This window comes from Pelomonas sp. Root1237 (assembly GCF_001425055.1).
GTDB lineage: Bacteria > Pseudomonadota > Gammaproteobacteria > Burkholderiales > Burkholderiaceae_C > Pelomonas.
Window position 1 is genome coordinate 190,323 of sequence record NZ_LMDK01000017.1, and the last position, 24,907, is coordinate 215,229.

A 24,907-nucleotide genomic window follows, 5' to 3' on the forward strand; every position below is an offset into this window, starting at 1 on the left:
TATGGCAAGGGGTGGCGAAGGCCATCCGCCAGGGGCCAATCAAGGCGCAGCGCGCCGCCCGCATTGATATGCGGGCCAGCGGTGCAACGCGGAGTGGCCCCTGGCGGATGGCCTTCCCTTTGGGTTGTGGCCAGCAAAGCCGCGCGCGGCGTTGCAAATCCTCGCCGGGCACCCGGCCCGGCTGCGGTTTGCGCCTTGCCCGTGGCTTCGCTGGTCACAACGCGACCCCTTGCCATAGCGTTAGCAGGCCCTCGTGAGACGCAGCAAGGTCTGATGCAGCTTGGGCGTGTCGATCGGCTTGGTCAGGAAGTCGTTCATGCCGGCGGCGAAGGCATCGTCGCGCTCCGAGATCAGGGCCGCCGCCGTCAGCGCGACGATCGGCAGCTCGGCAGCCGAGAAATGCTTGCGCAGTTCGCGCGTGGCATCGTGCCCGCCCATGACGGGCATCTGCACGTCCATCAGCACAATGTCGAAGGGCTTGCCGACGCTGGCCGCGGCCAGCACGGCCTCGATGGCCTGGCGGCCGTCGCTGGCCTGGGCGACCTCCATGCCCCATTGCTCCAGCTGAGCCACGGCGATCAGCATGTTGACCGGGTGGTCCTCGGCGATCAGCACGCGCCGGCCATGCAGGGCCTCATGGGTCGCGCTCTGGGCACGCGTCTCGCGCGGCTGGTGGGCCATGGGCGCCGGCGCGGCGGGCAGGGGCAGTTCGGCCCAGAAGGCCGAGCCCTCGCCCGGGGCGCTGTTGACGCCGACTTCGCCGCCCATCAGCATGGCGAGTTCGCGGCAGATGGACAGGCCCAGGCCCGTGCCACCGAAGCGTCGCGTCGTCGACTCGTCGGCCTGGGTGAAAGGCTGGAAGAGCCGGCCCTGCTGTTCGGTCGCGATGCCGGGGCCGGTGTCGCGCACCTCGATGTGCACCCACTCGCCGGCGCTGCCGCGCGCGTTGGCGGGCAGGGCCTTGACGCTGACCGTGACGCCGCCGGTCTCGGTGAACTTCAGCGCATTGGTCAGGTAGTTGGACAGGATCTGGCGCGTGCGCAGCGGGTCGCCGAAGACCCAGCTCGGCAGGGCCGGGTCGATCTCGACGGCGAAGGTCAGGCCGCGCGCCTGGGCCAGCGTGAGGTAGGCCAGGCGGATGGAGGCGAGCAGCTCGCGCAGCGAGAACGGCTGGCTCTCCAGCGTCAGCCGCCCGGCCTCGATCTTGGACAGGTCCAGGATGTCGGAGATCAGCCCGGACAGGCTTTCGGCGCTGTCCATCATCTGGTTGAGATAGTCGCGCCGCTGCTGGTCGGAGAGGTCGGGCTGCTGGGCCAGGCGGCCCAGGCCGAGCAGGCCGTTGAGCGGCGTGCGGATCTCATGGCTGGTGTTGGCCAGGAAGGCGCTCTTGGCGCGGCTGGCGGCCTGGGCCTCGTCCTTGGCGTGGGCGAGCTGCTGCTCGACGCGGCGGCGCTCGGTGACGTCCTCGATGATCCAGATCGTGCCGCCGCGGCTCGGGTGGGCCGGGTCGACGGCCTGGGCGAGCAGGCGGGCCAGGAAGGTGGAGCCGTCGCGGCGGCGCATGATGCGCTCGGCCTCGACCTGCTGGCCGCCCGCGAGCTGCGGCCCGAGGTCGCGGCCCACGGCCTGCCACTCCTCGACGCCGGGCCAGACGACGCTGCCATGCTGGCCGATCAACGCGCCGCGCTCCCAGCCGAACATGGCCTCCACGCGCGGGTTGGCCAGCACGAACTGCTGGTCGCGCGTGAGGGCAATGCCGATGGACGCGTTCTCCAGGATGGCGCCATGCACGAGGCGGGTGCGCTCGCTCTCGCTCACGTCGCGCGCATACAGCACGAGGTAGTTCTGCCCGTCCATCTCGAAAGGCGCGACCGACACCAGCATGGAGACGGCGCTGCCGTCCTTGCGGCGGAAGCTGATGGGCACGTTGTTGGCGAGGCCGTCGCGGTGGATGGCCTCGCGGATGGCGGTGCGGTCGGCGGCGTTGTGCCAGATGCCGATGTCCTCGGCCGTGCGGCCCAGCACCTCGGAATTGCTCCAGCCAGTCAGGCTTTCGAAGGCCTTGTTGACCATCGCATAGCGGCCGCTCTCGGCCTCGGTCAGCGTGATGACGTCGGGGCTGGTGGCCACCAGGTGCGACAGCAGGCCCTCCGAGCGGCGCAGCGCGTCCTGGGCGCGGCTCTGCTCGGTCTGGTCGGTGAAGAAGGTCAGCGTGGCCGGGCCCGAGGCGGTCTCGACACGCACGCTGGTGGCCTGCACCAGGCGGCGCCGCCGCGACAGCGTGCGCAGCCGGTACTCGGCCATGGGCTGCATCGCGCCCGGGGCCATGCCCTCCAGCCGTGCGGCCTGCTGGCGGGCGGTCTCGTCGTCACCAGGCTCGTAATGGCTGAACAGGTCCTGCCCGATCATGCTGGAGCGCTGTGCGTAGCCGAACATCGCCATGGCCGCCGGATTGGCGTCGACGACGCGGCCCCAGCGGTGCAGCACCAGCGGGCTGGGCGAGCGGCGAAACAACTCGCGGTAGCGCGTCTCGGTCGCCTGCACGGTCTGCTCGGCGGCCACTTCGCCCGTCACGTCACGGCCCACGCCCCAATAGCCGCGGAAATTGCCCTGCGCGTCAAAGCGCGGCTCGCCACTGATGGAGACCCAGCGCGCGCTGCCGTCCATGCCGACGCGTCGCGCCACCATGCCATGGAAGGGTCGGTGCGATTCGAGATCGGCGCGGTGAGCGTCGAGCTCGTCATCGGACAGGCCCATGCCGTCGATTTCCCACGGGGTCTTGCCCAGGCGGGAATTGAGGTCCAGGCCCGAGGTGCCGGGCCTTTCCTCGGCGACATGGGTGAAGCGGAACTCACGGTCCATCTCCCAGTACCAGTCCACGGCCATGCCCAGCAGGCCGCGGAAACGCGCCGTGCGCTCGTCGGCCTCGGCCAGCGAGCGCTTGACCATCCTCAACAGGCCCAGGCCGGCCACCAGGCCCGAGCCCAGCAGGCCGAACTGCACGATGACACGCAGCACGAGGCTGGACGCCCCCATGGGATGCGTGACCCAGCCCAGTGCCTCGCCGGCGCCAAGGCCCGCCAGCGCGACGGCGCCCAGCAACGTCAGCACGGCGCCGGCAAACAGGCCCAGCAATCCCGTGGCGAAGGCGACGACCAGACTCATCAGCGGCAGGCACAGCGACCACAGGCCCAGGTCGCGCGACACGGCAGCGGCCACCGGCAGGGCCAGTACCAGCGCCATCATGCCCAGCGTGATGAGAGGCTGTTCCTTGCGGCGCGGCGCGCGCGAGAGCACGACCAGGCGCAGCAGGGCCAGCACCGAAATCAGCAGCGCCAGCGCCACCGGCGGCCAGCCGTCCAGCCATTCACCGCGCTGGCGCGTGAGCCACAGCAGCGCGGCCACCGGCACGAAGACCGGGCCGCAAGCCATCAGGAAGACCAGCGAGGCCTGCCAGCGCATGCTGGTTTGCAATCGTTCCCGCTGCTGCTCGGGCGGTTCGGCGTGCCCGACGAGGCTGCTGAGTTCTTCGCCGGTTCGCACCATGTTCAGACGAGCGACAGTCTGGTGGCTTCGGCCACGGCGCGGGCGCGCTCGGCGAAATCGGCACCGCTGCTGGCGTAGAGGATGGCGCGCGAGGAGTTCACGACCAGCGGCGCACTGCGGCCCGCGGCCTGCACGACGGCCGCCGCATCGCCACCCTGTGCGCCAACGCCCGGCACCAGCAGCGGCAGGGTCGGCGCGAGCTCGCGCACACGGGCGATCTCGCCAGGGTAGGTGGCGCCCACGACAAGGCCGAGCTGGCCATTGCGGTTCCACTGCGTCTCGGCCAGATGGGCCAGATGCTCGAACAGGCGCGGTTGGCCGGGCACGTCGGCCAGGCGCTGCATCTGCCAGTCGTCGCCACCCTTGTTGGAGGTGCGGCACAGCAGGATGGCGCCCTTGCCTTCATAGGCGAGGTAGGGTTCGACGGAATCGAAGCCCATGAAGGGCGACAGCGTGACGGCGTCGGCCTGGTAGCGCACGAAGGCCTCGCGGGCGTATTGCTCGGCGGTGGAGCCGATGTCGCCTCGCTTGGCGTCGAGGATGACGGGCACGCCGGGCGCGACCTCGTGGATGTGCGAGATGAGGCGCTCGAGCTGCCCTTCGGCGCCGTGGGCGGCGAAGTAGGCGATCTGCGGCTTGAAGGCACAGACGAGATCCTTGGTCGCGTCGACGATTGCCGCGCAGAAGTCATAGAACTTCGACGCGTCGCCGGCCCAGGCGCCCGGCAGCTTGGACGGCTCGGGATCGAGGCCGACGCAAAGGCGCGATTGGGGAGTCAGGGCTTGGAGCTGGGCGACGAAGGTCATCAGTAGGCGGAAATGGGAAGGGTTCGGGCAAGGACGAATTCTGCAAAGGCCTCGGCCGGCAGCGGCCGGCTGAACAGATAGCCCTGCACGGCATGGCAGCCCTGGCGGCGCAGGAAGGCGAGCTGGCCCTCGGTCTCGACCCCCTCGGCCAGGGTCTGCAGGCCCAGGGCGCCGGCCATGCGGATGACGGCGTCGACGATGGCGCGGTCTTCGGCGTCGTCGGTCAGGTCGCGCACGAAGGACTGGTCGATCTTGAGCTTGCTGACGCGGAACTTCTTCAGATAGCTCAGCGATGAGTAGCCGGTGCCGAAGTCGTCGATGGACAGATGCACGCCGCGGGCATGCAGTTCGTTCATGACGGTGATGGCGACGGCCGGGTTGTCCATGGCGGCGCCCTCCGTCAGCTCCAGCTCCAGGCGCCCGGCCGGCATGCCGACCTCGTCCAGCACGCGGCCAACGAGCTCGGGCAGGTCGTCATGGCGGAACTGCACGGCCGACAGGTTGACGGCCATCGTCAGCCCGGGCAGGCCGGCGGCATCCCAGCGACGCAGCTGCGACAGCGCTTCACGCAGCACCCATTCGCCGATCGGCAGGATCAGGCCTGAGGTCTCGGCCACCGGGATGAACTCGGCCGGCGAGACCCAGCCCAGCTCGGGATGGTTCCAGCGCAGCAGGGCTTCGGCGCCGACGATGGTGCTGTCGCCATCGGCATCCAGCGAGAACTGCGGCTGGTAATGCAGGCTGAGCTGGTTGCGTTCCTGGGCGCGGCGCAGCGCGTTCTCCAACTGCAGGGCACGGGCCGACTGGGCCTGCATCTCGCTGGTGAAGAAGCGGTAGGCGTTGCGGCCGTCGCGCTTGGCGCGGTACATGGCCGCGTCGGCGCATTTGCACAGCGTGTCGAAGTCGTCGCCGTCGGTCGGGAACATCGCGATGCCCATGGACGGCGTGACGGTCAGCTCCTGCTGCTCGACGTGAAAGGGCGCGCTGGCCAGCGCCATCAGCTTGGTGGCCAGGTGGGCGGCGCCAGCGATGTCGGTCAGCGGCAGCACCAGCACGAACTCATCGCCACCCATGCGGGCCACGGTGTCCTGCTCGCGCACCGCGCCACGCAGCCGTGAGGCGAGCTGGGTCAGCAGGCTGTCGCCGACGCGGTGGCCGAGGGAGTCGTTGACGTTCTTGAAGTGGTCCAGGTCCAGGAAAAGCACGGCCAGCGGCTCGTCGCCGCGGCGCGCAATGTCGATGGCCTGGCTGGCGCGGTCGGCCAGCAGGTGGCGGTTGGGCAGGCCGGTCAGGCCGTCGAACAGGGCCAGGCGCTCGGCGCGTGCCTCCGCCGCCTGCTGCTCGGCAATCTTGAGCTCCAGGGCTGCGACGGTCTGGCTGAGCTGCTCGGTGCGCTGCACCACCAGGGCCTCAAGCTGGGCCTTGGCCTGCACCAGCTCCAGCTCGGCCTGCTTGCGGGCGGTGATGTCCTGGGTGATCCAGATCGAGCCGCGCGACAGGTCGCTGCGGTCAATGGCCTTGCTGCGCACCTCGCAGTAGATGGAGGTGCCGTCCTTGCGGGCGAGCAGCATCTCGGCGTGGAAGGCGTCGCCGCGCGCCAGCGGCGCGTAGCAGGCGTCGCCAGCGGCCTTCCAATCCTCGTCGGTCAGGTACCAGGCGCGCGACAACTGGCCGTCGAGCTCGCCCGGCGCATAGCCGAACAGTTGCTCGAAGGCGCGGTTGCAGCGCGTCACGCGGCGGCCGCGCAGGAAGACGATGCCGACCATGGCGTGGTCGAAGATGAGCTGCTGCTCGGCGTGCAGGTCCTGCAGCGTGGCATCGGCCAGCTTGCGCTCGTGGATGTCATCGACGATCCAGATCGAGCCGTCGGCCGGGTCGTCGGCATGGATGAGGCGGCCCGTCAGATGGGCCCAGAACAGCTCGCCGTTCTGGCGCCGCATCAACTGCTCGTCGCGGAAGGTTTCGCCGGCGGCCAGCACCGGGTAGGCCCGGGCGCCCAGGCTGCGGGCGTCCTGCTCGCTCTCGTACAGCTCCAGGCTGCTGGTGCCAACGGCCGCATCCGGGCTGTCAAAACCGAAGATCTCGGCGTAGCGCTGGTTGCAGCGCACCAGGGTGCGCGCCTTCACGAAGACGACGCCGACGCCCGCGTTGGCCAGGATGACATCCAGTTCGCGCAAAGCCTGGCTGAGCGCGGGGTTGTCGCTGGAGTCGGGCGCGAAGCTCATGAACGGGCTATACGGCGGCAGGGGTCCGGTGGGCGGGCAGGAATTGGAGCATGACCGGTTATTGTCTGACCTCATGCATATCCTGGATACCGAACGCCTGTCGCTGCGTGAATTCACACCGCTAGACGCGCCCTTCCTGCTCCGCCTGGTCAACGAACCGGGCTGGATCCGCAACATCAACAACCCCGGCGTGCGCACCGTCGACGACGCCCTGGCCTGGGCCGAGGGGCGGCTGTTCAAGGCCTACCGGGAGCTCGGCCACGGCTTCTGGGCCCTGGAGCGGCGCACCGACGGCGTGCTTGTGGGCATGTGCGGCCTGTTCAAGCGCCCCGCCCTGCCCGAGCCCGACCTCGGCTATGCGCTGCTGGCCGAGCATGAAGGCAATGGCTACGCGCTGGAGGCGGCGCAGGCCTGCGTGGCGCATGCGAAGGCGGCGCTGGGCTGGCCGGTGCTGATGGCCATCACGGCCGTTGACAACACGCCCAGCGTGGCCCTGCTGGGCAAGCTGGGCTTCATCGAGCAGGGCCAGGAACAGCTCGAGGGCTACAACGATCTCTCGAGGGTGTTCCGCTTGGCTCTCTAGCCAGTTGGGGACAGAGCKRCTCGCTTGCGCTCGCTCGGTCTGTCCCGCAAAGCTTCCCTAATCAGTTGGGGACAGAGCTACTCGCTTGCGCTCGCTCGGTCTGTCCCGCAAAGGGACAGAGCTACTCGCTTGCGCTCGCTCGGTCTGTCCCGCAAAGCCATTAGATTCGCTTGGCCAGGTCTTGCGCCAGGCCGGTGTAGCTGCCCGGCGTCATCTTCAGCAACCGGGCCTTCTCGGCCTTGGGCAGGTCCAGCCCTTCGATGAAGGCGCGGATGGATTCCTGCGTGATGGCCTTGCCGCGCGTCAGCTCCTTGAGCTGCTCGTAGGGGTTGGGCAGGCCGAAGCGGCGCATGACAGTCTGGATGGGTTCGGCCAGCACTTCCCAGGCGGCGTCAAGGTCGTCCGCGAGCGCGGCTTCGTTCACTTCCAGCTTGCCCAGGCCCTTGGCCAGCGAGTCGTAGCCCAGCAGCGCATAGCCCAGGCCGACGCCCATGTTGCGCAGCACGGTGGAGTCGGTCAGGTCGCGCTGCCAGCGGCTCACCGGCAGCTTTTGGCTCAGGTGCGTCAGCACCGCGCTGGCCAGGCCGAAGTTGCCTTCCGCGTTCTCGAAGTCGATGGGGTTGACCTTGTGCGGCATCGTCGAGCTGCCGATCTCGCCGGCCTTGGTGCGCTGCTTGAAGTAGCCCAGGCTGATGTAGCCCCAGACATCGCGCGACCAGTCGATCAGGATGGTGTTGGCGCGCGTGAACGCGTCGAACAGCTCCGCCATGTAGTCGTGCGGCTCGATCTGGATCGTGTACGGGTTGAAGCTCAGTTTGAGCTGCTTCTCGATGACGGTCTTGGAGAAGGCTTCCCAGTCGTGCTTGGGCCAGGCCGACAGGTGGGCGTTGAAGTTGCCGACCGCGCCATTCATCTTCGCCAGCGGCTTGACGGCGGCGATGCGGGCGCGCGCCGTGACCAGGCGCGCCACCACGTTGGCGATCTCCTTGCCCACCGTCGTCGGGCTGGCCGTCTGGCCGTGCGTGCGGGACAGCATCGGCACGGCGGCGAACTGGTGGGCCATCTTGCGCAGCGTGGCGACGATGCCGTCCAGCGCCGGCAGCATGACCTCGTCACGCGCGGCCTTCAGCATCAGCGCGTGGCTGGTGTTGTTGATGTCTTCGCTGGTGCAGGCGAAGTGCACGAACTCGGACGCGGCGAGCAGTTCCGGCTGGCCTTCGAAGCTGCGCTTGATCCAGTACTCGACCGCCTTCACGTCGTGGTTGGTCGTGCGCTCGATGGCCTTGATCTCTTCCGCATCGGCCTCGCTGAACTTCTTGACGAGCCGGCGCAGGCGCGAGCGGGCGGATGACGACAGCGGCTTGAACTCCTTGAAGCCGGCGTCCGACAGCGCGATGAACCACTCCACCTCGACCTGCACGCGGCGGTGCATCAGGCCGTACTCGGACAGCAGCGGGCGCAGGGCGGCCACCTTGGCGGCGTAGCGGCCGTCCAGCGGCGAGAGGGCGCTGATGGCGGAGTATTCGGACGTTGTCATGGCGGGCCGGCGGAGCGTGGAAAACCCGCGATTCTAGTTTTTGGGGGCTGCGGGGCCTTCGGCCTTGAAGAAGGCGATGCGCTCACTGTCGCCAGGATGGGAGCTGAACGCAATGGCCAAAGGGCTCTCGGCACCGCCATACTTTTCGCGGATGCGTTCGAAGAAGACAGCGATGCGCGCCGGGTCGACACCGCCCCGGCTGGCCAGTTCGCGGGCAAAGGCGTCAGCTTCGCGCTCGTAGTCGCGTGAGTAGCCTTTGGTGAGCAACGCGATGGGCAGACCATTGAGCAGGCTGGAATAGTCGCCCAGCCACAACGCCGTGACGGCGGCCGTGACGCCCGCGCGCAAGCCCATGCGCAGGCCGTGGCGGTGCCTGACATGGCCGGCCTCGTGGGCGAGGATGGTCAGCACCGCGTCGGGCTCGCCCTTCAGCATTTCGAGGAGTTCGTCGGTCACGCACATTTGCTCGCCGGGCAGCGCAAAGGCATTGGGTCCCAGCGCAGGGGTGGTGCGCCGGAAATGCAGCTGCCAGTGCTCAGGCAGGTCGCGCATGCCGGCAGCGCGCGCCGTGGTCAGCATGCGCTCGAAGCGCTGGCGCCAGGCCTGCTGCTCTGCCTCGCTGAGCTGGGTGGGTCGCACCATCTGCCTGTCGATCAGCGCCATGGCCTGCTCGCCGATTGGCTGCTCGGCGCTGAGGGGCACGCGCTCGACGAGGCGGTCGCTGGCCCAGGGCAGGCCCCAGCGCCAACCAGCAGCGAGCAGCACCGTGAGCAAGGCCAGAGACATCAGCGCCAGATGCCAGCTGAGTTGCCAGCGCGCGACGAGGCCCGGCAGTTGGCCGATGCTGTCGGCCCAGGCGTCGAAGGCGGCGGCATCGGGGAAGCTGATCACACCCGCGCCGCGCAGCAGGATCTGCCTTTGGCCATGGCGCATCCGCTCGGGCCATTGCACCTGATCCAGCGGGGTGGCGCGGTCGCCGAAGCGCAGCGCGCCGTTGTGGAGGCTCACCTCGACGGGCTGGGCCATGCCGCATTGGCCGTCGAACCAACGGCCGGTGATGAAAGTCGATGCGCTCATGTCAGAGCCCCACGTCCATGCCGAAGAAATCTCCCGCCACCTCGCCGCTGGCGTCGGTGCGCTCAGTCCCGGCAGGCGCCACCCATGTGGCCGGGTCCGTGCTGCTCTCGATGCTCACGGACTCCAGCCGTAGCCGCATGGTGGCGATGACGGCGAAGGGCCGGTACAGGCCCAGCGTGGCGACGATCAGCAGCCAGTTCTTCAGCGTCAGCCCCCTCAGGCCGGAGAGTTCGCTGCGAAAGCGCAGGGACGCGCTGTGGGTATTGCCCCAGACGAGGTTCTGGATGCGCGAGGCGTAGTAGGGCAGCACGACGCTGCCGACGAACAGGTAGAGCATCCCCGCCCAGGCAAGCCCGAAATAGGTGCTGCTACCCTTGGCGTCGATCTTGCCGGTGGTGGCCAGCCCCAGCAGGCTGCCCAGGACGAAAGTGCATATCGAGACGACCACCAGCATCAGCACCGCCAGCATGACGGACTTCAAGCCGACGAAGTAGACCGAGCGCGTGTGCAGCCGGATGCCACTGTGCTTGCCGGCGATGCGGTAGCCGCTGTTCTGGTAGCGCTTGATCAGCGCCGTGGACCAGGGCGCCGCCAGCAGGGCGGCCAACTGCAACGCCTGCCCGAGCCAGGCCAGGACGCCGCCGCCTGGGCCCTCACCCTTCAGGCTCCAGGCCAGCGCCAGCGCGGCAGGCACGAACACCGGCAGGTAGGCGAGATAGGCTGCGCCCAGCGACCCCTCAAAGCCCATCCGCAAGCCACGCCAGCTGGTGTTGCCGAGGCGGAACTGCATCGATGCCCGCCACAGCGCCGGCCAGGCGGCACCCGCCAGCACGAAGGCCAGCAGCGCCGCCATGGGCGAGAACTCTCCAGCAAACGTGTAGACGAGCATCAGCACGGCCATCAGCACAAAGCCGCGGAACATCTTCCACGCGTCGCCGTGGAAGGCGAGCGCTTCGCCGTCGATCAGCGTGTTGGCGTAGAGGTAGCGGATGCGTCGCATCTTGGCGAACGGCAGGTAGAGCCCGCAGCTCAGCAGGATGAACAGCAGGTTGACGGCCCAGATGCGGAAGTACTCGCTGCCGGAGCCGGTGAAGCGGATCTCGAGAACACGCGGCGCGGGCTCGGCGTTGGGCGGGGGCAGATCGGCCGTCGTCGGGACGGCTGCGGCGGTGTGCATGGAAACTCCCTGGGTGAAGGCGCCGCCGTCTGCTGCAGCGGGCTGCCCGTGACTGTGGCATTGCCGGCGCGCGTCACGAGCTCCGCTCGCGACGTGATTGTTCACCGCTGACTGAAGAAGGCGATGCGCTCCTCGTCTGCGGGGTGGGACGAGATCGCGATGGCCAACGGGTTGTTGTCCACCGTTGCATGCTTCTTGGCCAGACGCTCGAAAAACACGGCCATGCGCGAGGTGTCCACGCCGCCGGCCCGGGCCAGCGTGCGGCCGTAGAGGTCAGCCTCGCGCTCGTTGTCGCGCGAGTAGGCGTTGCTCGCCAGCAAGGCCGGCGCCGCGGCAAGCAGCGTGGAGAAGTCGCCCACGATGACCGAGGCGACGACGCCGACCGCACCCGCCCGCAGCATCAGCCGCAGGCCGTGACGGTGACGCACGTGACCCAGCTCGTGCGCCAGCACGGTCATCACCGCGTCAGGCTCGTCGGCCAGCAGTTCCAGCAACTCGTCGGTGATGACGATGTCGCCGCCGGGCAGCGCAAACGCATTCGGTCCCAGCGCCTTGCCCCCGTTGCGGAAATGGATCTCGAAGCGCTCCGGCACCGCCGGCCCACCGTCAGCGTGGGCTCGCGCGATGGCCTTGGTCCAACGGTCTTGCCAGACCTGTTGCTGGGCCGCGCTGAGGGCGCTCGGCTTGAGCCAATCGCCGTCCAGACCGTTCAACAAATGCTCGCCCAGGGTCCGCTCAGCGGATTGGGGCAGCGCGTCGACGGCGGTGTCGACCGCCCACGGCAGTCCCCAGCGCCAACCCGCTGCCAGGCCCGCCGCCAGCAACACCAGCGCCAGCAGCGCCAGCAGCCAGCTCTGCTGCCACTGCACGATGGCGCTGTCACTGCGACCGGACGCGCTCGCCCAGGCATCAAAGGCCGTGGCATCGGCAAAGCTCAGCAGGCCGCCGCCAGGCAGCAGGATCTGGCGCTGGCCATGGCGCTGGCGTTCGGGCCAGGTCAGGCCTGACAGCGGCGCGCTCTGCTCACCGAAGTGCAGCGTCGCACCGTCCATCCAGACCTCAATGGGCCGCGCGCGGGCGCTGCGCCCATCAAACCAGTCCGCGGCGAGGCGGGGCGAAGCATCCATCACAGGCCCATGTCGATGCCGAAGAAGTCGCCGGCGATGTCGCCCGTCGCGTCGGCGTGGCCGGCATGGGCTGCGGCCACCCAGTCGGCCGGGTCTTCGTCGCAGCCGATGCTGACGGCCTCCAGGCGCAGCCGCGCCGTGGCGATCGCCGCGAAGGGCCGGTACAGGCCCAGGGTCAGGCCGGTCAGCAGCCAGTTCTTCAGCGTCAGGCCGAACAGGGACGAGAAGCTCAGCGTGCTGCGAAAGCGCAAGGCTTCGCTGCGCGTGCCGCTCCAGGCCAGGTTCTGCATGCGTGCGGCGCTGTAGGGCATGACGACCGCGAAATACAGCAGGTAGGCGAGCAGCACCCCAAAGCCCAGCGCGGCCATGCTGACGACACGACCCATGCTCTGCTGCATGGTGCTGCCCAGCGCGACGAACAACGCGATCAGCACGCCGGAACCGATCATGGGCAGCAACGAGACGCCGATGGTCTTCAGCCCGAGCAGATAGACCTTGGCCACCGACAGCTTGAGCCGGGCATGCTGTCCGGCGATGCGGTAGCCGTTGTGCTGGTAGCGCTTGAACAGGGTCAATGACCAAGGCATCAGGACCATCATGCCCAGCAGGCCGACGACGTTCAGCCACAGCGCGGGCGTCATCTCCTTGGCCGTGCCTGCGTCTGCGGAGGCCATCAGTGCGGTGCCGGCGACCATGGCGATGGCCGGCAGATAGCTGGGTGCGCAGGCCAGATAGGCCCCTTGCAGCGACCCCTCGAAGCGCAGGCGCAGGCCGCGCCAGCTGGTGTTGCCCAGGCGAAACTGCATCGAGGCCCGCCACAGGGCCGGCCAGACGGCGCACAGGATCAGGAAGGCGATGAAGGCCGCCAGCTGCGACAGCCGGCCCGCGCCGCTGTAGACACCCATCAACACGACCAGCAGCACGAAGCCGCGGAACATCTTCCACGGGTCGCCATGAAAGCTCAGCGCCTGGCCATCGACCAGGGTGTTGGCATAGAAGTAGCGGATGCGCCTGGCCTTGGCGAAGGGCAGGTACAGGCCCAGCGTGACGAGGATGAGCAGCAGGTTGACCGACCAGATGCGGAAATACTCGCTGCCCGAGCCGGTGAAGCGGATGTCGAGCACCCGCGGCGCAGCGGGCGGCGTGGCGACGGGGGCCGCATCGGCCGCGGCGTCGAGGTCTTGCATGGAATCTCCCTGTTAGCGGGCCGCTGTTCAGCGCGGCGTGCCGGCCGAGACTTTGGCGGTGGCCAGCGTGCCTGGCAACTCTGGTTTGTCAGGCCCCGTGATGTGATTTTTTACGGCTGCCTGAAGAAGGCGATGCGCTCTTCGTCGCCCGGGTGGCTTGAGAACGAAGCCGAAAAAGACCTGGACCGAGTCGTCGCGGTCGTGTCGGAATCAAGCATTCATCCTCCCTCGGATGTCCTTTGTCCCGGCTTCCGGGGACGGCGCCGGTGTCTGAGCGGCAGCACTGTGCAGGGCGCCCTCCCTGCTGGCAACCCCTGCTTGCGGTGGCTGTCGGCCCCAGCCGACAGGCCTTTTTCACGGGCAGTCCGCCAAGAAGCGCTCGCTAGAATCGTTTCGACTTGTGATCCCCTTGCCTGCCCTATGACGATGAAGTTGATCGGTTCTCTCGCCAGCCCTTACGTGCGCAAGGTTCGCATCGTGATGGCCGAGAAGAAGCTCGATTACCAGTTGGTGCTTGAAGACGTCTGGGGCAGCGACGCCATCCTGAAGATGAACCCGCTGGGCAAGGTGCCCTGCCTGGTCATGGAAGGCCAGGATTCGATCACCGGTGCCGTCTTCGACTCGCGCGTCATCGTCGAGTACGTGGACACGCTGTCACCCGTGGGCAAGCTGATCCCCGAGCGCGGCCGCGAGCGCTGTGAGGTGCGCACCTGGGAGGCCCTGGCCGACGGCATCGTCGATGCCGGCATCCTCGTGCGCCTGGAGCGCACCTGGGCGCACCGCCCCGCGGAGCAGCGCAGCCCGGCCTGGATTGACCGTCAGCTGACCAAGGTCAACGCCGCGTTGGCCGCGATGAGCCAGGGCCTGGGCGAGAAGGCCTGGTGCTCGGGCAACCATTTCTCGCTCGCCGACATCTCCGTCGGTTGCGCCCTGGGCTGGCTGGAATTCCGCTTCCCGGAGATCAACTGGCGCGAGGACTACCCCAATCTGGCTCGCCACATGGACAAGCTGTCCCAGCGCCAGAGCTTTGCGGACACCGTGCCTGCCTAGGCGATCAGCAGTTCCCGCGAACGCACATGCAGCAGACGCACCAGGCGCCAGATGCGGCGCTCGATTTCGGCAACGTCCAGCTTCCACAGCGTCGCGATCTCGGCCAGTAGCAGGCCTTGCGCCAGCAGCGTCAGCAGATGACGGCTGGCCTGGTCGATCTGGCGGCCGGCGGGGCTGGCATCCAGCGGCGCTGCGGCCTGGCGGGCCGTGACGATGGGGCTGCGCTCGATGCCGAAGGCCGCCAGGGCCTGGCGGGCCAGCTGAGGGTTGAACATGGAGCGGCGTTCATGCAGGCGAGTCAGCGCCTGGACGAGGCCGGCACCGCTGCCGTCGTCCACGTGATAGGCATTGGCGCCGGCACTCAGCGCGGCGAACAGCTGCAGGTCATCGGCCGTCGGCGTCAGCAGCAGCAGCTGGGGCCGCACCGGCAGGCGGCCGAGTTCATGGGCGACACGCATCGCATGGCTGTCGACCAGGCGCAGGTCGCTAGCGACGATGTCGGGCGCCAGCGCGGCGAGTTCGTCCAGCGCGTCGGCCAGCAGGGTGCTGCTGCCGGCCAGCTCCACGCCGTCGGCCTGCAGCAGCAGCGAGCGCGTGCGCTGCAGCGTGGGCTCGCTGAGACGGAGGAGATAGACGGTGGGCATGATGCGCGGATGTAACCGCTGCGCATTGTGCGCGTTTTGGTCGCCATCCCCCTAACTTGTAGGCGCCATCCCCCGCGGGCGCGGGCCCCTCGTCCAAGGAGGGGATCGCCAGGCGCCCGGCCCGAGATTCACGCGGCAGCGGTACGTTCGATGGCGCCCTGGGGCGCAAAGCTGTGGGCGCTGGCCAGCGGCCAGTAGATCCTGAAGGTGTTGTGCCTCATGTCGCCGCGCAGCAGCGAACCCGGCTCCACGAAAGGCAGCAGGTTGGCCAGCAACCTGACCTCGTGCTTGTCCAGGCGGTGCACGATGTGCTGGGCCGTGATTTCCTGCGGGTGGCACAGGCCGGCGGCCTCGACGAGTTCCTTCAGCGCCTTCAGCGTGCCCTGGTGAAAGTTGGCGACGCGCTGGGCCTTGTCGGGCACGACGATGGCGCGCTGGCGCACCGGGTCCTGCGTGGTCACGCCCGTCGGGCAATGGCCGGTGTGGCAGGCCTGGGCCTGGATGCAGCCCAGAGCGAACATGAAGCCGCGCCCGGCGTTGCACCAGTCGGCGCCCAGCGCCATCAGGCGCACCAGGTCGAAGGCGGTCGTGACCTTGCCGGCGCAGCCGATCTTGATCTTGTCGCGCAGGTTCAATCCGACCAGCGAGTTGTGCACGAGCAGCAGGCCCTCCTGAACCGGCGCGCCGACATGGTTGGTGAACTCCAGCGGCGCGGCGCCCGTGCCGCCTTCGGCGCCATCGACGACGATGAAGTCGGGCGTGATGCCGGTCTCCAGCATGGCCTTGCACACAGCGAACCACTCCCAGGGGTGGCCGATGCAAAGCTTGAAGCCGGTGGGCTTGCCGCCCGACAGCGTGCGCAGCCTGTCGATGAACTGCATCATCTCGATGGGTGTCGAGAAGGCGCTGTGCCGGGCCGGTGAGATGCAGGCCACGCCCTCGGGAACGCCACGTGCGGCCGCAATCTCCGCCGTCACCTTCGGGCCGGGCAGCACGCCGCCGTGGCCGGGCTTGGCGCCCTGGCTGAGCTTGAGCTCGATCATCTTGACCTGCGGGTCGCGGGCAGCGGCCTCGAAGCGCTCGGGGCTGAAGCTGCCATCGTCATTGCGGCAGCCGAAATAACCCGAGCCAATCTCCCAGATCAGGTCGCCGCCATGCACGCGGTGGTGGGCGCTGATCGAGCCTTCGCCCGTGTCGTGGGCGAAGCCGCCGAGCTTCGCGCCCTTGTTCAGCGCCAGGATGGCGTTGGCGCTGAGCGCACCGAAGCTCATCGCCGAGATGTTGAAGACGCTGGCCGAATAGGGCTGGGCCCGGCCCGCGCCAATGGTGATGCGGAAGTCGTGGCTGGTGAGATGGGTCGGCGCCAGGGAATGGTTGATCCATTCATAGCCGCGCGCGCTGACGTCCAGCTGGGTGCCGAAAGGGCGCTGGTCGGCCTCGCCCTTGGCGCGCTGGTAGACGATGGAGCGCTGGGCACGCGAGAACGGCGCGGCATCGTTGTCGCCCTCCAGGAAATACTGGCGGATCTCCGGGCGGATGAACTCCAGCAGGAAGCGCAGATGGCCGATGACGGGATAGTTGCGCAGAATGGAATGACGCGTCTGGCGGGTATCGCGCAGGCCGAGCAACGTCAGGCCCAGGAAGACGACGACCAGCACGCCGTCGACGAGCCCGCCCATCCAACCGATGGCGAAGAACAGCGCCAGCAGGCCGCACAACATCCACGTCAGATAGCGCAGCGGGAAATATTCGTTGATGCGTCGTGTCCAGCTGGGCCAGGCAAGCATGAGGGGTCCTTAAACCGTGACCGACGGATGCTAAGGCCGGAGGAGCCTGAGCGGCAGCGGGCGTGGCCCGCGTTGTGACTGGCAAGGGCGCAGGCTAGGCGCGAGGAGGCAGCGGGTGCGTACCCGCAACGACGAGCAACAACGCCTGCGCCCTTGCCAGTCACAACCCGGAGGGCCGAGCGATTTGCGGGGCCATGCGGCGTTACCGGCTCGTTGTGGGTCCCTACCCACGCCTCGCCGGCGCCTGGCCTGGCCCCGCAAATCGCCTCGGCGCGGGCCACGCCCGCTGCCGCTCAGGCTCCTGACCTCACAATTGCCCGCATCAACCCTCAAGGTAGCTGTCGATGAAGTCCTTTTTCTCCACGCTGGGCTGGCTGTTCTCCAAGGCCTGGTGGCTGCTTGACGGCACGCGCCGCGCACTGATGAATCTCTTCGTGCTGCTGCTCCTCGTCATCTTCGTCACCGCCGTGATGACGCGCGGTCCCAAGCCGCTGGCCGACAAGACGACGCTGGTGCTCAAGCTCGACGGCAGCCTCGTCGAACAGTTTTCCGGCAGCCCCCGCGAGCAGCTGGCCGCCCAGGCCCGCGGCCAGAGCGCGCCGCACCAGACACGGTTGCGCGACGTGCTCGCCGTGCTCGACCAGGCCGCCAAGGACGACAAGATCAGCGCCCTGCTGCTGGACGTCGAGGAGCTGCAAGGCGCAGGTCTGGCCGGCCTGCACGAGGTCGTCGGCGCGCTGCAGCGCTTCAAGCAAAGCGGCAAGCCGGTGCTGGCCTATGCCGACAGCTACAGCCAGCGCGGCTACTTCCTCGCCGCCCAGGCCGGCGAGGTCTATCTGCATCCCATGGGCATGGTCGGCATCGAAGGCTTTGGCCGCTACCGCACCTACTACAAGGACGCGCTGGACCGCATCGGCGTGACGCCGCACGTCATCAAGGTCGGCACCTACAAGAACTTTGCCGAGACCTACACGGCCAATGGCCCCAGCCCCGCGACGCTGGAGTCCGAGGGCCTGGTCTATGGCGAGCTGTGGAGCGGCTTCACCGGCAGCATCGAGGCCGCACGCAAACTGGAGGCGGGCAGCATCGCCAAGGGCATCGCCGGGCTGCCGCAACTGCTTGCCGCCACGCAGGGCGACACGGCCAAGCTGGCCCTGCAGGCCAAGCTGGTCGACGGCCTGAAGACGCGCGACGAAATGCGCGAACTGCTCATTGCCAAGGGCGCCAAGGACGAGGACAGCAAGAGCTTCCGCCAGATCTCGCTGAACCAGTACCTGGCCTATGTGAAGGACGCCGGCACGCCCAACAAGTTGCAGCCCGGCATTGGCATCGTCGTGGCCGAGGGCGAGATCGTCGATGGCGATGCCGGCCCGGGCCGCATTGGTGGCGACTCCACGGCCCGCCTGATCCGCAAGGCCCGCGAGGACGAGGCCATCAAGGCCATCGTGCTGCGCGTGAACTCGCCGGGCGGCAGCGCCTTCGCCTCCGAGATCCTGCGCCGCGAGCTGGAGCTGACCCGCAAGGCCGGCAAACCAGTCGTCGTGTCGATGGGCGACGTGGCGGCCTCGGGCGGCTACTGGATCTCCATGGCCAGCGACACCGTCATCGCCGACGCCGGCACCATCACCGGCAGCATCGGCGTGTTCGGCATGCTGCCCACCGCCGAAGGGCTGATGGACAAGCTGTCGCTGCACACCGGCGGCGTGACGACGACGTGGCTGGCCGGCGGCTACGACCCGCGCCGCCCGCTGGACCCGCGCCTGCAGGCCACCGTGCAGGCCAGCATCGACAACATCTACGGCCGCTTCACCAGCCTCGCGGCCCAGGCGCGCAAGAGCACGCCGGAGAAAATTGATGCCGTCGCGCAGGGCCGTATCTGGACGGGCTCGCAGGCCAAGGAGCGCGGCCTCGTCGACCGCCTGGGCAGCTTCGACGACGCCGTGCAGACGGCCGTCCAGTTGGCCAAGCTTGAGGTCAAGGAGGGCGAGAAGCCGCGCCTGGCTTATGTGGAGCGCGACCTCAGCCGCAGCGAGCGGCTGCTGGCGTCGCTGACCGACACACTGGCGCCGTCCATCGCCGGGGCCATCGGCAACTCACTGGGGCTGGACGCCCTGCCCGTGCCGGTGCGCGAGGAGCTGGCGATGCTGAAGGATCTGTCGCAGTTCGCCGCCCGCGGCCAGTGGGACAAGGCCGCCGCCGTGCACTGCCTGTGCGGTGCTCCCTGACCTGCGAACCGATTAACTGGCCGGCGTCTGCCAGCCCCCGCTTCATGGCCAGTGGCGTTGGAACACTGCGGCGACCTCGGGATGCTGCTCCACGCGCAGCAACTGGGCGAAGAAGCTCGGCCGCTCGGCCTGCAGGAAGGGCCGCGACCCCGACCACTTGGACACCACCGTGGCCAGCAGCTCCAGCGCGCCGGGCACGCCGGCCTCGAAGCCGATCTCGAACTGGTCGGCAAACAGCCGCCAGTGCTCGTGCAGGCGGGCCCGCGTGCCGGCGCGGATCTGCGCCTTCATTGCGTCGTCGCAGGGCTCGCACCAGCGCTCGGGGTAGTCGATGACGCTGATGGCCGCATAGCAGTTGGCCGCCACATAGACCAGGCCTCGGATGGCGCGCGCCCGCGCGCTGGCGTCGGCGGGCAGCAGCAACCCCGGCGGCACCGTCAGGCCCAGGTGGATGAGGATGGCGGCGCTCTCCGTCAGCACCGTGCCGTCGGCCAGCACCAGCGTCGGAATCTGCCCCAGCGGATTCACGCGCAGCAGCTCATCGCGCCCGGGCCCGGGGTTCCACGAGGCTGCGTCCACGGTCGTGTAAGCCAGGCCGGCGCGCGCCAGCGCCGCCTCGATGACCGCCGAACCCGAACCCTTGGTGCCGTACAAGGTCAACATTGCCATGACTCCTTCATCGAGCGTGCTCTCGAGCATGCAAAATCGTCTCACATCATGAGCCCCGGCCCCTCACTTCCCCCTTCCCGGCATCCGGTCGTCAAGCCCAGCTTCGGCCGCGTCAGCGTCGGCGTGCATGGCCGCGTCATGGTGTCGATCGCCGAAGGACCTTTCGACGCACCGCTGATGGCAGCCGTCAAGCGCGCCGTCGCGCTGGCCGGCAAGCGCCTGCCGGCCGACCGCCGCTTCGGTGACCTGCTCGAGATCCGCGGCAGCCTGCAGATGGACGCCGATGCGCTGCAGGAGCTGCGCGCCAGCATCGATGCCTTCGGTTCGCGCGGCATCGTCTCCCTGTCCACCGTCTTCCTGGTGCGCCCCGGCATCCCCGGCATCGAGCGCCTGCCGGCGCTGATGGACATCTGGCGCGCCAGCCGCCCGGTGCGCCGCGCCGACAACTTCGAGTCTGCCTGGGCCCTGGTCAACGCCGACCTGGCCGCAGCCGGCCTGCCGACGCAAGAGCCGCCAGTGCGCCGATGACAGACGCGCCCGGCCTGCAATGGCCCCTCGATGCCAAGGGCAAGCGTGCCACCGGCGCGCCGGGCCAGCGCATCATCGCGGCCGCCTTGCGTGGGCTGGACGCAACCGCGGCCGACGCCGTCGCCGCCGAACACGACTGGCGCCACGCCTACCCCGCCCATTGGTGCGCCCTGGTGCAAGCTCAAGCGGCCCGTCCCGTGGGTGTCGTCGCCTCGGCACGCGCCGGCCTCGCCGCGGCCTGGCGCGAACTGCCCTTCATGCGCGCCGGCCAAGCCCACGCTCTGGCCGACGCAATGAACACGCCCCAGCGCCGCCTGCAAACGCTGCAACTGCGCGGCAGCGGCGATGCGGCACCCGCCCGCTGGACCGTGCCCCACCAGGGCCGCGAGCTGCATGGCGATGCCCTCGCCCGCCAGATCGACCGCTGGGAGAAGGGCGGCATCTGCGAGGCCGCCCACGCGGGCGCGCTGCGCGACTGCCTGGCCCACCCCGAATGGTTCGACCTGTCCGACCAGCACCTCGTGCTGCTCGGCGCCGGCAGCGAGGCCGGGCCGCTGGCCTGGCTGGCGAAGTGGCGCGCCAATCTCGTCGGCATCGACCTCGCCCGCGCCGCGACCTGGAAGCGCATTGCCGCCATCGTCGCCGCCGGCAATGCCACGCTGATCGCGCCCGTCGCGCCGGACCAGCCGCTGGACGTCGCCCATGCCGGCGCCGACCTGCTGGCCGACACGCCGGAGATCGCCGCCTGGCTGGCGTCTCGGCAACAGCCGCTGTCCATCGCCAACCTCGCCTACCTGGACGGCGAGCGCCATGTGCGCGTGTCCCTCGCGATGGACGCCATCAGCGCGACGCTGTGCGCCGCCGACGCCCGCACCCAGCTCGCCTACATGGCCACGCCGACCGATGTCTTCGCCGTGCCGGAGCAGCTGGCGCGCGACGTCATGCGCCGTTATGCCGAGCGTGGCCTCGTCAAGAAGCTGGGCCAGTTCGGCGCACGGCTGGGTAGCGGCGGCCGCGGCTTCGCTCCGCATATCGAGGGGCTGATCGACGCGGGTGATTTCGGCAGAGACTCTGGGACATGGGGCCTGGTCGACGCGCTGGTCGTCGAACAGGGCCCGAACTACGCGCTGGCCAAGCGGCTGCAGCAGTGGCGCGCCCTGGTGGCCCGCGCCGATGGGCACCGCGTCGCCTTCAACGTGGCGCCCAGCACCACGACGGCCTCAGTTGTCTCCAATCCGCTGCTGGCAGCGGGCTTTCGCGGCGCCAAGGCTTTTGGCGTCGAGGTCTTCGCGCCGGCGACGACGAATGCGCTGATGGCCGCGATGTGGGTGCATCAGTTGCGCACCGAGGCCCGCGACTTCGCGCATCCACTCAAGCTGCTGGTGCACACCGCCAACCATGGCGGCCTGTGGCGCCTGCCCTATCGGCCACGCTCGGTGCTGCCGATGGCCGCGCTGCTAGGGTTCGTCAAGCGGCGTTAGCCGCTGCCCTGGGGTTCGTACGGCCCCTCATCTTCGGGGCCGGGTCGCCCCTGTCTGCGCCTAAAGTGGCATCGCCCCGGAGGCGCACCCGCGCACCCCGGCACCAGGGAGAAAAAATGCACACCATTGCCGCGATCGCCTGCGTCTTGGCCTGTCTGCCGAGCCAGCAGGCCCAGGCCAAGACCTACCAGCTCACCTTTACTGCAACGCATTTCACGTCGGTGCTGGCACCCGCCCCTGCGCCGCAGGATCCGGTGTCGGGCTCGATCATCTTCCAGGCTGATGCGCTGGGCCAACCGGTCACCAGCATCGGCGCCATCGACCTGAGCATCGCAGGTCACAGCTACAGCTTGGCAGACCTTGCCTTCGAGAACTGGCAAGGTGCGCCGTTTCCGCCGTCCTACACCTTTGGCGGCAAGGGCAACGGCGCCGGCGGCGTGGCGCCCGGCGTGAATGACTTCTTCATCACGTTGAGCGGAGTCAGCGGCTACCACGACATCAGCTTCCTCTACTCGGTCGCAGGCACTGCCCAAAGCTCCTGGATCGCTTACAACTACTCAGACCGTTTTGCCAGCGACATCATTTCGAGCATCGTCGAGATTCCCACCGCTGTACCTGAGCCGTCACAAGCGCTGCTGCTCGTCGCCGGCATAGCGCTGTTTGCCGGCCGGCTGCGAGCCCATCGCAAGACCTGATCGATTGCGCGAAGCGCGTCAGCCGCCTGCGCTGATCACGTTCGCATCGAACAACTCCAGCTCCGGCGGCTCGGACGCCATCGTTGCCAGCGCCCTGCCGAACTCGCGCGAGGCCGGCACGCGGAAGTGGGCTTGCAGGGCCGCCATGTCGCTCCACTTCTCGACGAAGACGAGGCGCAGCGGGTTTTCGGTGTCGCGATGCACCGCGTGCGCAATGCAACCGGGTTCGGCGCGCGAGCGCTCGACGTGTTGATGGCTGAGCTTCAGCACCTCGTCGAAATGCTCGGGGCGGGCGGTGACATGGCCAAGGACGAGGATCATGGTGGGCTCTCCCGGAAGGGCCAGGGGCGTTGCTCAGATCGCAACCGCTCCCACGCTGCGCCCAAGGCCAGCACGCCAGCGTCGTCGAAGCGCCGGCCGATGATCTGCAACCCAATCGGCAAGCCACTCGACGTGAAGCCCGCATTGATGGACAGCGCCGGCTGCTCGCTCATGTTGTAGGGCAGCGTGAAGGCGATGTGCTCAAAGGGCCGCGCCGGGTCGTGCAGCGGGCTGGCCAGGTGGGCCGGGTAGGCCGGCATGGGCGCGACGGGCGACAGCACGAAGTCAAAAGGCTCGCAGGCCGCATTGGCCGCCTCGCGCAAGGCCTGCATCTGGCTGTAGCCGCGAAAGACCGTGCCGCCGTCGTAGCCGGCCGCGGGCGCGACCCAGCCGAGGATGTAGGGCAGCACCTTGGCACGCTGCTCGGGGGCGAGGGCGGAGATGTCCAGCCAGGAGCGCATGCGCCAGAAACGGTCGATGCCGTCGGCCATCTCGCGCGTCGTGAAGGGGGCGAGCGGCTCGACGATGGCGCCAGCCTGCTCGAAGGCACGCGCCGCCGCGACCACCGCGGCCTCGACCTCCGGCTGCACGGCATCGCCCCAGCCGGCGTCAAGCATCAGCCCGATGCGCAGGCCATGCAGTTCCAGCGGCCGCGGCGTGACCGAGCCCGGCGGCAGCTGCGTGGGGTCGCGCGCATCCGGCTGCGCGAGCACGGCCAGCATCAGCGCGGCGTCTTCGACGGTGCGCGTCAGCGGACCGGCGACCCGGCCGGCATAGCCCGGCTTGATGGGCACGCGGCCATGGCTGGGCTTGAAGCCGACCAGGCCGCACCAGCCGGCCGGCAGCCTGATGGAGCCGCCGATGTCGGTGCCCAGGTGCAGAGGGCCATAGCCGGCCGCGCCCGCTGCCGCGGCGCCAGCGCTGGAACCACCAGGCGTCATCACCACGTTCCAGGGGTTGCGCGCCGGCTCGGCATACAGGCTGGACAGGCCCGAGCTCAGCATGCCGTAGTCGGGCATGGTGGTGCGCGCCCAGGCGATGGCACCGGCCTCGCGCAGCCGCGCGGCGGGCGGAGCCTCGAAGTCGGCAGTCGCGTCATCCGCCGTCGCGGCAGTGCCCAGCCGGTAGCTCGCGCCGGGCACGGCGATGTTCTCCTTCAGCGTGACCGGCACGCCGTCCAGCGCCAGCGCAGTGCCGGCACGCCAGCGCGCCTCGCTGGCGCGGGCCGCGGCCAAAGCGCCCTCGGCATCCATGGCGCACAGTGCGTGCAGTTCGCCCTCACGCTTGCCGGCCTGGGACAGCACGGCGCCCATCACCTCGACGGGCGACAGTTCGCCGCTGCGGTAGGCGGCGATCAGCTCGGCCGCCCCCAGCCCGAAAACGGCAGTTGACCGCTCGCTACTCATCGCAGGCCTGACGCTTCGACAAGACCGCTTGCCAGCCTCGCATGCCACTTCGATCACCAGCGCTGCACGTCCGCTGGTCTGGCGCTTCGGGCTGCCGGCTGCGTTGTTCTTCCTTGCGGGCACGAGCCCGCTGCGTCGTCTCGCCTTGCGGGCAACCCGCCTCGCCAGCCCCTCGGACGCGCACAACCGCCGTTTCCGGGCCGGCAATCATTTCTTCAGTTGCTGAGCCGCCTTCAGCATCGCGTCGATGTGGCCGTCCGGGTTCATGCTGGCATGCACAGCAGCGACCTTGCCGTCGGTGCCGATCAGATAGGACACGCGGTCGGCCATGGTGCCGGGCACCATCTTCAGCGTGACGTCGTAGTCCTTGATGACCTTGCCGCCGGCGTCGGCCGCGACGGCGAACTTGTTGCGGCAGGCCTCGACGCTGAACTTCTTCAGCGTCTCGATGTCGTCGTTGGACATGCCGATGACCGTCGTGTGCAGCGCCTTGAACTTGTCGGTCGCCTCGGCGAACTGGTGGGCCTCGACGGTGCAGCCGCTGGTGAAGGCCTTGGGATAGAAGTACAGCACCACCGGGCCTTGCTTGAGGGCCTCGGCCAGCTTGAACTTGAAGGATTGGCCGCCGACGGCGGCGTCAGTGCTGAAGTCGGGGGCCGGAGCGCCGACGCTGAGGGCGGCGTGGCCTGGCAGGGCCAGCAGCAGGGATAGCGAGGCAAACAGGGGAGCAAGGCGCGACGACATAACGACTCCAACAGGTGAACAATCACGGGGCCGGCACCAACAACCAAAGCCGGCTTGCGCCTAGTATCCACTCGCTCGAATTTCAAGGTGTA

General features: G+C 68.8%; 20 protein-coding genes. 6 read left to right on the top strand and 14 right to left on the bottom strand.

Annotated elements, in window-relative coordinates; all coding sequences use genetic code 11:
- Nucleotides 1-240: 240 nt before the first annotated feature.
- From ASC91_RS18845 to ASC91_RS18855, 3 genes are read right to left on the bottom strand one after another with little or no spacing between them, the layout of a single operon-like run.
- On the bottom strand, nt 241-3,546 hold the full coding sequence (locus ASC91_RS18845) for a PAS domain S-box protein (RefSeq protein ID WP_056200186.1): 3,306 nt from the start codon (nt 3,544-3,546) through the stop codon (nt 241-243).
- A 2-nt stretch (nt 3,547-3,548) separates the two neighbouring features.
- Nucleotides 3,549-4,352, bottom strand: coding sequence for an orotidine-5'-phosphate decarboxylase (gene pyrF, locus ASC91_RS18850; RefSeq protein WP_056200190.1), 804 nt, complete (start codon nt 4,350-4,352; stop codon nt 3,549-3,551).
- A complete protein-coding gene (locus ASC91_RS18855; RefSeq protein ID WP_056200193.1) occupies nt 4,352-6,577 on the bottom strand; it encodes a bifunctional diguanylate cyclase/phosphodiesterase in 2,226 nt (741 codons plus the stop codon). The genes pyrF and ASC91_RS18855 overlap by 1 nt, the downstream gene beginning before the upstream one ends.
- A gap of 73 nt (nt 6,578-6,650) precedes the next feature.
- On the opposite strand from ASC91_RS18855, the gene ASC91_RS18860 reads away from it, so the two are divergent.
- Entirely contained in the window at nt 6,651-7,160 is a 510-nt protein-coding gene (locus ASC91_RS18860) for a GNAT family N-acetyltransferase (RefSeq protein WP_056200196.1), read from the top strand.
- Between the two features lie 160 nt (nt 7,161-7,320).
- Here ASC91_RS18860 and purB read toward each other — a convergent pair whose 3' ends face one another.
- The 5 genes from purB to ASC91_RS18885 all read right to left on the bottom strand — a co-directional run bounded on the left by purB (nt 7,321) and on the right by ASC91_RS18885 (nt 13,265).
- Nucleotides 7,321-8,697 carry an adenylosuccinate lyase gene (gene purB / locus ASC91_RS18865; protein WP_056200199.1) on the bottom strand — a complete coding sequence of 459 codons (1,377 nt, stop codon included), beginning with the start codon at nt 8,695-8,697 and terminating at the stop codon, nt 7,321-7,323.
- A gap of 33 nt (nt 8,698-8,730) precedes the next feature.
- The gene (locus tag ASC91_RS18870) at nt 8,731-9,774 is read right to left on the bottom strand and encodes a M48 family metallopeptidase (protein ID WP_056200202.1); all 1,044 of its coding nucleotides are present in this window, start codon (nt 9,772-9,774) and stop codon (nt 8,731-8,733) included.
- 1 nt (nt 9,775) lies between these two features.
- The gene (locus ASC91_RS18875) at nt 9,776-10,951 is read right to left on the bottom strand and encodes a YjgN family protein (RefSeq protein WP_056200205.1); all 1,176 of its coding nucleotides are present in this window, start codon (nt 10,949-10,951) and stop codon (nt 9,776-9,778) included.
- A gap of 101 nt (nt 10,952-11,052) precedes the next feature.
- Complete coding sequence (locus ASC91_RS18880; RefSeq protein WP_056200208.1) at nt 11,053-12,078, bottom strand: M48 family metallopeptidase; 1,026 nt, start codon at nt 12,076-12,078, stop codon at nt 11,053-11,055.
- Nucleotides 12,078-13,265: a YjgN family protein gene (locus tag ASC91_RS18885; protein WP_056200210.1), complete on the bottom strand. Its 1,188-nt coding sequence runs from the start codon at nt 13,263-13,265 to the stop codon at nt 12,078-12,080. Before ASC91_RS18885 ends, ASC91_RS18880 begins: the two co-directional genes overlap by 1 nt.
- A gap of 426 nt (nt 13,266-13,691) precedes the next feature.
- On the opposite strand from ASC91_RS18885, the gene ASC91_RS18890 reads away from it, so the two are divergent.
- Nucleotides 13,692-14,315 carry a glutathione S-transferase family protein gene (locus ASC91_RS18890; protein ID WP_056201274.1) on the top strand — a complete coding sequence of 208 codons (624 nt, stop codon included), beginning with the start codon at nt 13,692-13,694 and terminating at the stop codon, nt 14,313-14,315.
- Here ASC91_RS18890 and ASC91_RS18895 read toward each other — a convergent pair.
- Entirely contained in the window at nt 14,312-14,959 is a 648-nt protein-coding gene (locus ASC91_RS18895) for a response regulator transcription factor (protein ID WP_056200213.1), read from the bottom strand. The two genes, ASC91_RS18890 and ASC91_RS18895, sit on opposite strands and share 4 nt — an antisense overlap.
- A gap of 128 nt (nt 14,960-15,087) precedes the next feature.
- On the bottom strand, nt 15,088-16,746 hold the full coding sequence (locus ASC91_RS18900) for an FMN-binding glutamate synthase family protein (RefSeq protein WP_056200216.1): 1,659 nt from the start codon (nt 16,744-16,746) through the stop codon (nt 15,088-15,090).
- Between the two features lie 344 nt (nt 16,747-17,090).
- Here ASC91_RS18900 and sppA point away from each other — a divergent pair, with 344 nt between their 5' ends.
- A complete protein-coding gene (sppA, locus tag ASC91_RS18905; protein ID WP_056200219.1) occupies nt 17,091-18,971 on the top strand; it encodes a signal peptide peptidase SppA in 1,881 nt (626 codons plus the stop codon).
- A gap of 42 nt (nt 18,972-19,013) precedes the next feature.
- Here sppA and ASC91_RS18910 read toward each other — a convergent pair whose 3' ends face one another.
- A complete protein-coding gene (locus ASC91_RS18910; protein ID WP_056201277.1) occupies nt 19,014-19,634 on the bottom strand; it encodes a glutathione S-transferase N-terminal domain-containing protein in 621 nt (206 codons plus the stop codon).
- A 54-nt stretch (nt 19,635-19,688) separates the two neighbouring features.
- On the opposite strand from ASC91_RS18910, the gene ASC91_RS18915 reads away from it, so the two are divergent.
- From ASC91_RS18915 to ASC91_RS18925, 3 genes are all read left to right on the top strand, one after another.
- Nucleotides 19,689-20,168 (top strand): hypothetical protein, encoded by a 480-nt coding sequence (locus tag ASC91_RS18915; RefSeq protein ID WP_056200222.1) that lies wholly within the window; start codon nt 19,689-19,691, stop codon nt 20,166-20,168.
- Nucleotides 20,165-21,649: a hypothetical protein gene (locus tag ASC91_RS18920; RefSeq protein WP_056200224.1), complete on the top strand. Its 1,485-nt coding sequence runs from the start codon at nt 20,165-20,167 to the stop codon at nt 21,647-21,649. Before ASC91_RS18915 ends, ASC91_RS18920 begins: the two co-directional genes overlap by 4 nt.
- A 116-nt stretch (nt 21,650-21,765) precedes the next feature.
- Entirely contained in the window at nt 21,766-22,344 is a 579-nt protein-coding gene (locus tag ASC91_RS18925; RefSeq protein ID WP_157281815.1) for a hypothetical protein, read from the top strand.
- 18 nt (nt 22,345-22,362) lie between these two features.
- Here ASC91_RS18925 and ASC91_RS18930 read toward each other — a convergent pair whose 3' ends face one another.
- The 3 genes from ASC91_RS18930 to ASC91_RS18940 all read right to left on the bottom strand — a co-directional run bounded on the left by ASC91_RS18930 (nt 22,363) and on the right by ASC91_RS18940 (nt 24,815).
- Nucleotides 22,363-22,665: a putative quinol monooxygenase gene (locus tag ASC91_RS18930; RefSeq protein WP_056200232.1), complete on the bottom strand. Its 303-nt coding sequence runs from the start codon at nt 22,663-22,665 to the stop codon at nt 22,363-22,365.
- Nucleotides 22,662-24,071, bottom strand: coding sequence for an amidase (locus ASC91_RS18935; protein WP_056200235.1), 1,410 nt, complete (start codon nt 24,069-24,071; stop codon nt 22,662-22,664). The genes ASC91_RS18930 and ASC91_RS18935 overlap by 4 nt, the downstream gene beginning before the upstream one ends.
- A 207-nt stretch (nt 24,072-24,278) precedes the next feature.
- Nucleotides 24,279-24,815, bottom strand: a complete 537-nt coding sequence (locus ASC91_RS18940) for a peroxiredoxin (protein ID WP_082532814.1) — start codon at nt 24,813-24,815, stop codon at nt 24,279-24,281.
- Between the last annotated feature and the right edge of the window lie 92 nt (nt 24,816-24,907).